Annotated in this window: 11 protein-coding genes; 2 read left to right on the top strand and 9 right to left on the bottom strand. The window is 72.5% G+C overall.

What is annotated here, in order from left to right; all coding sequences use genetic code 11:
* Positions 1-121: 121 nt before the first annotated feature.
* The 7 genes from ACZ6RC_RS33275 to ACZ6RC_RS33245 form a co-directional block, all read right to left on the bottom strand.
* Positions 122-496: a PRC-barrel domain-containing protein gene (locus ACZ6RC_RS33275; protein ID WP_391136663.1), complete on the bottom strand. Its 375-nt coding sequence runs from the start codon at positions 494-496 to the stop codon at positions 122-124.
* Between the two features lie 208 nt (positions 497-704).
* Positions 705-956 carry a hypothetical protein gene (locus ACZ6RC_RS33270; RefSeq protein ID WP_391136666.1) on the bottom strand — a complete coding sequence of 84 codons (252 nt, stop codon included), beginning with the start codon at positions 954-956 and terminating at the stop codon, positions 705-707.
* A gap of 169 nt (positions 957-1,125) precedes the next feature.
* The gene (locus ACZ6RC_RS33265) at positions 1,126-1,302 is read right to left on the bottom strand and encodes a hypothetical protein (RefSeq protein WP_469590605.1); all 177 of its coding nucleotides are present in this window, start codon (positions 1,300-1,302) and stop codon (positions 1,126-1,128) included.
* A 183-nt stretch (positions 1,303-1,485) separates the two neighbouring features.
* Complete coding sequence (locus tag ACZ6RC_RS33260; protein WP_469590602.1) at positions 1,486-2,151, bottom strand: DUF4142 domain-containing protein; 666 nt, start codon at positions 2,149-2,151, stop codon at positions 1,486-1,488.
* Between the two features lie 220 nt (positions 2,152-2,371).
* Positions 2,372-2,710, bottom strand: coding sequence for an STAS domain-containing protein (locus ACZ6RC_RS33255; protein ID WP_469590597.1), 339 nt, complete (start codon positions 2,708-2,710; stop codon positions 2,372-2,374).
* A complete protein-coding gene (locus ACZ6RC_RS33250; protein ID WP_469590594.1) occupies positions 2,707-4,011 on the bottom strand; it encodes a PP2C family protein-serine/threonine phosphatase in 1,305 nt (434 codons plus the stop codon). Before ACZ6RC_RS33250 ends, ACZ6RC_RS33255 begins: the two co-directional genes overlap by 4 nt.
* The gene (locus ACZ6RC_RS33245) at positions 4,008-4,811 is read right to left on the bottom strand and encodes an alpha/beta fold hydrolase (RefSeq protein ID WP_469590592.1); all 804 of its coding nucleotides are present in this window, start codon (positions 4,809-4,811) and stop codon (positions 4,008-4,010) included. Before ACZ6RC_RS33245 ends, ACZ6RC_RS33250 begins: the two co-directional genes overlap by 4 nt.
* A 141-nt stretch (positions 4,812-4,952) precedes the next feature.
* Here ACZ6RC_RS33245 and ACZ6RC_RS33240 point away from each other — a divergent pair, with 141 nt between their 5' ends.
* Positions 4,953-5,858, top strand: a complete 906-nt coding sequence (locus ACZ6RC_RS33240) for an endonuclease/exonuclease/phosphatase family protein (protein ID WP_469590589.1) — start codon at positions 4,953-4,955, stop codon at positions 5,856-5,858.
* Positions 5,859-6,062: 204 nt separating this feature from the next.
* A complete protein-coding gene (locus ACZ6RC_RS33235; protein ID WP_469590587.1) occupies positions 6,063-7,025 on the top strand; it encodes a nucleoside hydrolase in 963 nt (320 codons plus the stop codon).
* 141 nt (positions 7,026-7,166) lie between these two features.
* Here the strand turns inward: ACZ6RC_RS33235 and ACZ6RC_RS33230 are convergent, their stop codons facing one another.
* Complete coding sequence (locus ACZ6RC_RS33230) at positions 7,167-7,448, bottom strand: hypothetical protein (protein ID WP_469590584.1); 282 nt, start codon at positions 7,446-7,448, stop codon at positions 7,167-7,169.
* Positions 7,449-8,156: 708 nt separating this feature from the next.
* Positions 8,157-8,650: transposase family protein (locus ACZ6RC_RS33225; protein ID WP_469590581.1), on the bottom strand; the 494-nt coding region annotated here is incomplete at its 5' end.

Below are 8,650 nucleotides of genomic sequence, written 5' to 3'. Positions count from 1 at the left end.
GCCACACCCCCCCCCCCCGCGCGCCCCCGTGGGGGGGGCGGGCGGGGCGTCCTGGGGGGGGGCGTGTCGGGGGGGCCCCCCCATTCCCGGGGGGGCCCCCGCCTCGCGGGTCTACCGGACGTCAGACGGGGCTCGGGCCGCCGCCGAAGGGCCCGCCGGTGCGGTAGTACACGGCGACCTCCTCGCGGTACTGCTGATCCGCGAGGTGCTTGTCGGAGTGGAACTCCGGCGAGTCCTTGATCTGATCCTTGGTCAGGTCGAGGTGGACGGTGTGCCCCTCCAGGTCGATGCGGGTCACCGCGCTCGCCGGGATCAGCACCTCCTTGCCGAAGATCCACACCCCGGTGTCGACCACCAGATAGGCGTCACCGACCTCGTCGGAGTGCTTGTCGACCTTGCCGATGTGCCCGTCGGTCGCCTCGACCCTCCAGCCGGACAGGTCCGTGCCCACCAGGTGGCCGAAAGCCTCGCCGTAGCTCCACACGTTCTCCGCCATGCCGATCACTCCTCCGTTCAGGGACGTTCCGTGGAGGCCGGCCGTCGAGGACCGCCTCCAGCGGGGGCCGCGGAGGTGTCCCCGCCGCGGCCTCAGGGAGACCGCCTGCCCCGCGGACGGGCGCGCACACCCGTGGTCCGTCAGAGGCCGCGGCGCGCGGCGCGCGGACCGTCCTCACCGCCCCGCCCCGCGTTCCCGGGCCGGTCCCTCAGTGGCGGGTCACCTCGGCGATCCAGCGTTCCAGCGCCTCCAGGTCGGCGGGCGAGGCGTACTCCTTGGCGTACTGGAGCACGATGTCGTAGAGCGCGCCCTCCAGGTGCTGGTGCTCCTCGAAGCGGCGGATGACGGCGCGGGAGAACTCGCCGACGGAGCTGTCACCGCGCTCCTCCGCCTTGGCCGCGGCGTCGTGGAAGGCGGCCGCGACGAGCAGATGCGCGGTGGCCTCGTCCCCGGGGGTCACCGCCGGACCTCCCCAGCGGGGCGGGCAGGGGCCTCGACCGACTCGCTCATGGCAGACGCTGCCCCTCCGCTGCTGGATTCCCGGCTCTTCAGTGAAGCCATATCCGGAAGACGACGGAGTCATGCCGTCGGCACGGCACGGATCCGGCGGGCAGGGCCGTACGTCCGGCTCAGTCCCCGCGGCGGTCGGCCGATTCCTGGTGGCGGAAGGTGCGCAGGGCGCGACGGAGAGGGCTGTGCGCTTCGACGAGCGCCGGGTCGGTGTCGGCGAGGAGGACGAGGGTTCCGTCGGCGAGCCGGACGACGAGGGTGTCGGGATCCGGCTCGGGCAGTGCGGGGCGTGGCATGACGAGGGTTCCGGGCCGCCCGGGGGGCCGGATGCGGGGCGAGGCGAACAACGGGCGTCGCACATGCGTCCGATACGGCGAGGAGGGGCGTCGGGCGCACGATGTCCGACGCGCCGAGCCGGGTCCCCGCGCTCCCGTCCGGAAGGCCGGGCGGGCCGGCGCTCCGGCGGTCCGGCTCGCCCGTCACCTTCCGCCGTCGTCGCGCCGCCGCGACGACAGCAGCCACAGGCCGGCCCCGGCGAGGACGGCTCCGGCCGCCAGGGCCGCCGCGCCCAGGACGAAGCGGTCGTTCCCCGATGCCGCCGCGAGGTCGGCGCCGCTGCCGGCGGCGGACGTCGTCCCGCCCGGGACGCCGTGGCAGGTGCCGCCGCGGACCATGTCCAGGTGCATGGTCACGACCGGCCGCGCGACGCGGGCGGCGGCGACGGCCCGGGCGTTGTCGCCCCGGGCGATCTGCGCGTCGATGAGGGCGAGCGCCTCGGTCTGCGCCTCGGCCCGGTCGGCGAGCCAGGCGGTGTCGTACGCGGTCGTCCGCGCCGGGCCCCGCACGTCTTCGGGCTCGCGCGCGGGCGCGGGGGCGGCGGGTCCCGGCAGGGTGACGCCGAGCTCACGGGCCAGGGCGCTCAGGCCCGCGTCCAGCCGGGTGTGATCGCGTACGAGCGCTGCTCCGACCGCCTTGACGCAGGGGGTGGCCGCGTTCCTCGCCGCGTCCCGGCCGGCGGCGATCTCGGCGAGGCCGACCTGGTGTCCCCTCCGCACGAACGCGGTGTCCTGGTCGCCGGCGGGCGACGCGGTGGCGGGGGGCGCGCAGAGGGCGCCGGTGACGGTGAGGAGCAGAGCGGTCGTCACGAGCCGCGTCCGTGGGGGCCGAAGGGTCCGCGCTATCCGCATGGGTACGTCCTTTCGCCTCCGGGTCTGCCGGCGGCATGACGGGAGGGTGCCTTCCAGCACCCCGTCCCTCATGTGTCCCGCTCCGACACGCCGGCTTTCGCTGTGGAGGCCCGGTTTCACCGCAACGGGTGACCGCCGTTCCGACCGCGGAGGGCGGCGCGGGGCGGGCGCGGGGGCCTCAGGGGCGGGTGGCCGCGTCGGTCCCGGCGTACAGCGTGAAGACCTGGTCGAGTCCGACGATGCGGAGGATGCGCAGTGTGTTGGCCGGTACGGCGGCGAGGGCCATCTCCGCCTGGGCTGCCAAAGCGTGGTTGCGGGCGGCGATGAGCGCGGTGATGCCGCTGGAGTCGCAGAACTCCATGCCGGTGAGGTCCAGGACCAGGCGCTGCCCCGGTCGGAGGACGAGGGCGGTGACCTGTCGTCTCAGTTCGCCGGCGCTGGCGTAGTCCAGCTCGCCGCTGATCTCCAGTACGGGACCGGTCGCGGCGTCGCGGGAGGTGATCTTGAGATCGCTCATGAGGGGTTCTTCGTCGCAGGGCCGGGGGCCGGATGGGTCGGGCGGGGTATGCCGAGGGCGAGCAGCGCGGTGTCGTCGTCGAGGCCCTCGCCGAAGCTGTCGAGCAGGCCGGTGAGCGCCTCCACGAGGGCGTGCGCGGAGTGGCCGGCATGGCCGGTGGCGAAGGAGCGCAGGGCCTCGTCTCCGTAGAGGTGGGCGCGGCCCGTGCCGGTACGGGCTTCGGTGAGGCCGTCGGTGTACAGCAGGAGGGTGTCGCCGGGGCCGAGGGTGGTGGTGGCCGAGGTGAAGTGCGGCTGGGCGACGATGCCGACGAGCAGACCTCCGGGCGTGCGCAGGAAGTCGCAGTCGCCGTTCGCGCGCAGGACGAGCGCGGGGGGATGGCCGCCGGAGGCGAGGTGGACGGTGGCTATGCCGCTCGCGGGGTCGGGTTCGAGGATGCCGAAGATGGCGGTGCAGTAGCGCGGGTCGCCGCCGCTGTACCGCTCGTGGAGGACGGTGTTGAGGGTGGTGAGGACGGCGATGGGGTCGGGGGTGTGGAGGGCCGCGGCGCGCAGGGTGTAGCGGGTCAGGGAGGTGACCGCGGCGGCCTCGGGTCCCTTGCCGCAGACGTCGCCGAGGAAGAACGCCCAGCGTGTGCCGTCGATGGCGAAGATGTCGTAGAAGTCGCCGCCGAGCCGGTCCGGTGAGGCCGTGTGGTAGTAGGCGGCGGCTTCGACCCCGGGCACGGTCGGCAGGGCGTGCGGGAGGAGGGACTGCTGGAGCACGGCGAGCGCGTCCTGGAGCCTGGCCCGGTCCGCCTCGGCCTGCGTGACCGCCTGTTCGGCGGCCTTGCGGGCCCGGAGCAGCTCTTCCTCGTAGGCGCGGCGGTCGCGGCCGTCGAAGACGGTGGTGCGGATCAGCAGCGGTTCGCCGGAGCCGGCGTGCTTGACCGCGGAGGAGAGGAGCACCGGCATCCGTCCGCCGCCCGTCTGCTTGATCTCCAAGGCGACGCCGTGGAGCGTGCCCTGCATCCGCAGCAGCGGCGCGAAGTGCGTCTCGTGGTACAGCTTCCCGCCCACGGTCAGCAGGTCGGCGAACCTCATCCGGCCCACCACCGCCTCGCGGTCGAGGCCGAGCCAGTCCAGCAGGGTGGTGTTGATCTTGACGATGGTGCCGTCCATCAGGGTGGACAGCTGGCCGCAGGGCGCGCTCTCGTAGAGCTCGTCGGCGCTGTCCTCGAGCAGGGCGGCGAAGGCCGCGTCGCCCGCCTGTTCGCCACGGGCGTCGTAGGGGCCTGAGCCCTGCCCGACGGGGCACATCATCGTAGGTCGGCGAGGAAGGCGAGGATCGCCTCGTTGGTCGCCTCCGGCGCCGACATGTGCGGGCAGTGTCCGGTGGCGTCCAAGGTGACCAGACGGGAGCCGGGGATCGCCTGGTGGACGTAGGCGCCGACCTCGGGCGGGGCGATGACGTCCTGGACGCAGTCGAGGACCAGGGTGGGCACGGCGACCGTCTTGAGGTCGTCGCGGGAGTCCGACAGGAAGGTCGTACGGGCGAAGACGCGGGCCATGTCGGGGTCGGTGGCGCAGAAGCTGTTGGTGAGTTCCTCGCCCAGCTCGGGGCGGTCCGGGTTGCCCATGATCACCGGTGCCATGGCGGAGGACCAGCCGAGGTAGTTCGACTCCAGCGATCCGAGCAGCTCGTCGATGTCCTCGGCGGTGAAGCCGCCGCGGTAGTCGGTGTCGTCGATGTACCGCGGGGAGGGGGCGACCATGACGAGCGCGCCGATCCGCTCCGGCGCCGCGGCGGCGGCCAGGACCCCGATCATGGCGCTGACCGAGTGCCCGATGAACGTCGCTCCGCGCAGGTCCAGCGCCTCGCACACGTCCACGACGTCCTGGGCGTAGCCGTCCAGGGTGGCGTAGCGCTCCGCCGAGAAGGCGGACAGGTCGGACCGTCCGGCGCCGACGTAGTCGAAGAGCACGACGCGGTGGTCGGCCGCGAGGGCGGGCACGTTCGCCCGCCACATGTTCTGATCGCACCCGAACCCGTGCGCCAGCACCACCACCGGGCCCTGGGGGTTGCCCGTGACCGTGACGTTGTTCCTGCGCAAGATGTCCATGGCAGCCATCCTGCCAGTCTCCCGGCGACGGGAGCGCACTGGTGTGTCCCGTGTGCTTCCGCCCGGGGCCGGATGGCACCGCCCTCGCACTGCCCGTGCCCGCCCCTTGACCACCCCTCGACGCCCTTGGAGACACGACGCATGCGCCGGATCGCGCTCCGTACGCTCCGTTCCGCCTTCGTCATCATGTGCGGCCTGGCGGCGGTGGCGCCCGCCTTACCCGCCGTCGAACGGCCCGGCCCGCCGGCGGCCTCCTCCCGGGCGGGCGGGCCGGTCGGCATCCGAGCGATGACGTACAACATCCACGCCGGGGCAGGGGACGACGGGAGGCTCGACCTGGAGCGCACCGCCGTCGCGATCGAGGCCGCCGGTCCCGACGTGGTCTCCCTGCAGGAGGTCGACGTCCACTGGGGTGAGCGGAGCGCCTGGCAGGACCAGGCGGCGCTGCTGGCCGATCGCCTGGACATGCGGGTGTTCTTCGGGCGCATCTACGACCTTCCCGGGGTCACACCGCAGGCCCCCCGACGGCGGTTCGGCATCGCGCTCCTGAGCCGGCTCCCCGTCCTCGCCGCCGAGAACCACGAGCTGACCCGGCTGTCCACTCAGCAGCGGAACCCCGTGCCCGCGCCGGCACCGGGCTTCCCGGAGATCACGGTCGGTCTCCGGGGCACGCGCCTGCACGTCTACGGCACTCACCTCGACTACCGTGCCGACCCGTCCGTCCGCACCCTGCAGATCGCCGACACCCTGCGGATCCTCGGAGAGGACGGCGCCGAGCCCCAGCTGCTGCTCGGCGATTTCAACGCCGAGCCCACGGCGCCCGAACTCGCCCCGCTGTGGGGCCGCATGACCGACGCCTGCGCGGTCGCCGGCCCCTGCGGACCGACCTACCCGGCGTGGGATCCGAGGAAGTACCTCGACTACGTGACCGTCTCCGCCGGGATCGGGGTTCGGCACGCCGAGGTCCTCGACACGTCCGCGTCGGACCACCGCCCGGTCGTCGCCGACCTGACGGTCCCGCGGACGGCGCCGGGCGCCCGGCCCTGACCGCCCCGGCACCGGGCGCGCCCGGCCCGGCCCGGTCACCCGGGTGGCCGACGGCGAGTGCACCGTCTCGGCCGGGCCGGCCCCGGCGACGGGCCGGTTCGTAGCGGGAGACCGGACGACGACCGGCCCGGCGAGGATCCCGGGGCCGGAGGCCGGGGCCTGTATAGGGTCGATTCCCTACGCGCGGAGACAAGGAGCGTTGCCGTGACTGGTCAGCCCATCCCGGTCGTCATCGACTGCGACACGGGCGTCGACGACGCCCTGGCCCTGCTGTTCGCCGTACGCCACCCCGGGCTCGACGTGCGGGCGGTGACCTGCGTGGCCGGGAACACCGACCTGGACGGCGTCGTCCGCAACACGCTGACCGTGCTGGCGCAGGCCGGGGCAGGGGACATCCCGGTCGCGCGGGGCGCCGAGCGTCCGCTGGTCGAGCCGGTACGGACGGCCCGGCACGTGCACGGGCAGGACGGGATGGGCGACCTCCGGCTGCCCGCGCCGACCCGCAGGCCGGTCGACGTGGACGCGGTCACCCTGCTGCGGCGGGAGATCCTGGCCTCACCGCGTCCGGTGACGCTCATCCCCACGGCGCCGCTGACCAACATCGCGCTGCTCCTGCGCACCCACCCGGAGGTGGTGCGGAACATCGAGCGGATCGTGTTCATGGGCGGCGCGGTGGCGACCGGGAACGCCACCCCGGTCGCGGAGTTCAACGTGTGGCACGACCCGGAGGCGGCCGCGATCCTGCTCACGGCCGGGGTGCCGATCACCATGTACGGGCTGGACGTGTTCCAGCAGGTGCTCGTCCCCGCCGCCGACGTCCGACGGCTGCGCGCGAGCGCCGAGCCGCGCCTGCGTCTTGCCGGTGAACTCCTCGCCCACCGCGACCCGGCGACCTCCGGCGACCCCACCCCCACCGGCGGACTCGGTGACGCGGGCGCCGTCTGCGCGGTCGTCGACCCGGCGGGGATCACGACAGAGCCCCTCCCGGTCGAGGTCGCCCTGGCCCCGGGACCGACCCGGGGCCAGACGATCGTCGACCGCCGTCCCCGCCCGGGCGAGTCCGAGATCCACGAGGGGTTCCGCGAACAGACGCTGGTGGACGTGGCGTTGGGAGTGGACGTGGAGCGGTACGTGAGCCTGTGGCTGACGACGGTGGAGAAGCCCTGAGTCGCGAGAGGCCGCGGAGTGATGACGACTGGTGCCCGCCCTGCTCCGGATCGCCCGCCTGGGCCTGGGGGGTTCGGGGTGGTGGCAGGGGCGCGGTTGGGGTTCTAGCCTTCGGTGCTCGGCGAAGGTGGCTGCGTTCCTTCAGGAGGCATCGGCGATGAGCCCGAAATCCGCCGGGAACCCTTCCAGGAACCTGCGGCGAGCTGGATTGGTCTCGGTGGCTGCCATTTCCCCGAGCAGGGCGATCAGCTCCCGTTGTTGATCATTCGACAGGGTGCTGACCAAGCGGGCCGCCGCACCCTCCAGGACCTTGACTGCGTCGTCCTGATCCACCTGCTCCTCTTCGCTTCCATCGATGAACCACAGGACATCCATCAAAGCCTCGGCCAAAACACGAGTCAGGGACGGATACACGGACGTCACGGAGGGCTCCCAGCAGATCAACGACGCAATCCCGCCATCCCACCACACACCACTGACGGCACTGTGCGTGCTACGCCTCGATAGGTGGGCCCAGGCGCGTTGAGGTGCGAGGTCAGTCCGTCAGGGGGGTCAGAGGGTCCGGTCGGGACAGCGCCTCGGACAGCGGCAGCCCGTCTCTCGCGGCAATGGTCCGACGGACTCGCAGTTCAGCGCGCGTCCGCGGGCGGTACTTGGGTTCCCTGCCACACCCGCACACCGACAGCCCTTCGTAGCGCAGCCCTTCACCCAACACCGCAGCCACCACAGACCAACCGCGGACATCACGCCGAGGCGGCGGCGCGAAGTCGTGACCAGCGCAAATGAGGGGTTGAGAACAGTTCGGGCACAGGTGCTCCCGCTGCGGATAGGCATGCTGTTTGAAGCTGACACGGCACGAAACGCACGCGTAATGCAGCTTGTAGTAGGTCATGGCGTAGAAGCACACCGGGTCACCGTACCGAGCAGTCCTTCAAGCGGACCACCTGTTTCGAGCGGCCAGCAGTCCGCCATCCGAAACGGCTGCGGCGAGGCCGAGGCGCTTCGACAGATCAGCCCTCACGGCCGCCATCACGCCGCTCAAACCTCACGTCACGTGGCGCAGACCTCTATCGACGTGGTCGGCTATTGAAGGGCGGGCGTGCTGGTCTGGGGGTTCGGCTGGTGGGTGATTCAGCAGGCCATCGAGCTGACGGTCACGAGTTCGGTGCTCGGCTTGCGGCGAGTGGCCCGCTGGGAGGCGCGGTCGGAGACCAGGCCGGCGACGGCCCGGTGGGTGGTGGCGTAGTGCTCGCGGCGCCCGAGGAACCGTTGCAGCGGGCGCCACTGCTTGTGCTCGGTGTTGGCGTGTTCGACGCAGATCCGAGCGGAGGACTGGCGGCGACGCATCTCGCGCGAGGCGTACAGGTCGCCGAGTGACGCATCCTCCCCCTTCGGCTTCTTCGGCGGTGCGCTGACCTGTTCGGGGAACTCGTTGGCCGGGCCCCGGTAGCCTTCGTCGACCTCGGCCGTCACCAGTGGGTGCAGGCGGAATTGCTCGGCGATGCCCTCGGTGCGCATCGCGATCTGATCGTGCATTCTTCCGGGCCGGTCGGCCCCGGACCACAGGGTTCGGCCTTGGCCGTCGCTGATCGTGGTGGTCTTCACGGTGTTCTGCCTTCTTCTTG

It is taken from the genome of Streptomyces sp. NPDC048353, from assembly GCF_055587165.1.
This window is presented reverse-complemented; position numbering and strand designations above follow the sequence as displayed.

Bases quoted from the DNA above. Each gene is read 5' to 3' on its own strand.
- ACZ6RC_RS33275 (WP_391136663.1), bottom strand. From the start codon at position 496: ATGGCGGAGAACGTGTGGAGCTACGGCGAGGCTTTCGGCCACCTGGTG.
- ACZ6RC_RS33250 (WP_469590594.1), bottom strand. From the start codon at position 4,011: ATGATGTGCCCCGTCGGGCAGGGCTCAGGCCCCTACGACGCCCGTGGC.
- ACZ6RC_RS33245 (WP_469590592.1), bottom strand. From the start codon at position 4,811: ATGGACATCTTGCGCAGGAACAACGTCACGGTCACGGGCAACCCCCAG.
- ACZ6RC_RS33240 (WP_469590589.1), top strand. From the start codon at position 4,953: ATGCGCCGGATCGCGCTCCGTACGCTCCGTTCCGCCTTCGTCATCATG.
- ACZ6RC_RS33265 (WP_469590605.1), bottom strand. From the start codon at position 1,302: ATGCCACGCCCCGCACTGCCCGAGCCGGATCCCGACACCCTCGTCGTC.
- ACZ6RC_RS33255 (WP_469590597.1), bottom strand. From the start codon at position 2,710: ATGAGCGATCTCAAGATCACCTCCCGCGACGCCGCGACCGGTCCCGTA.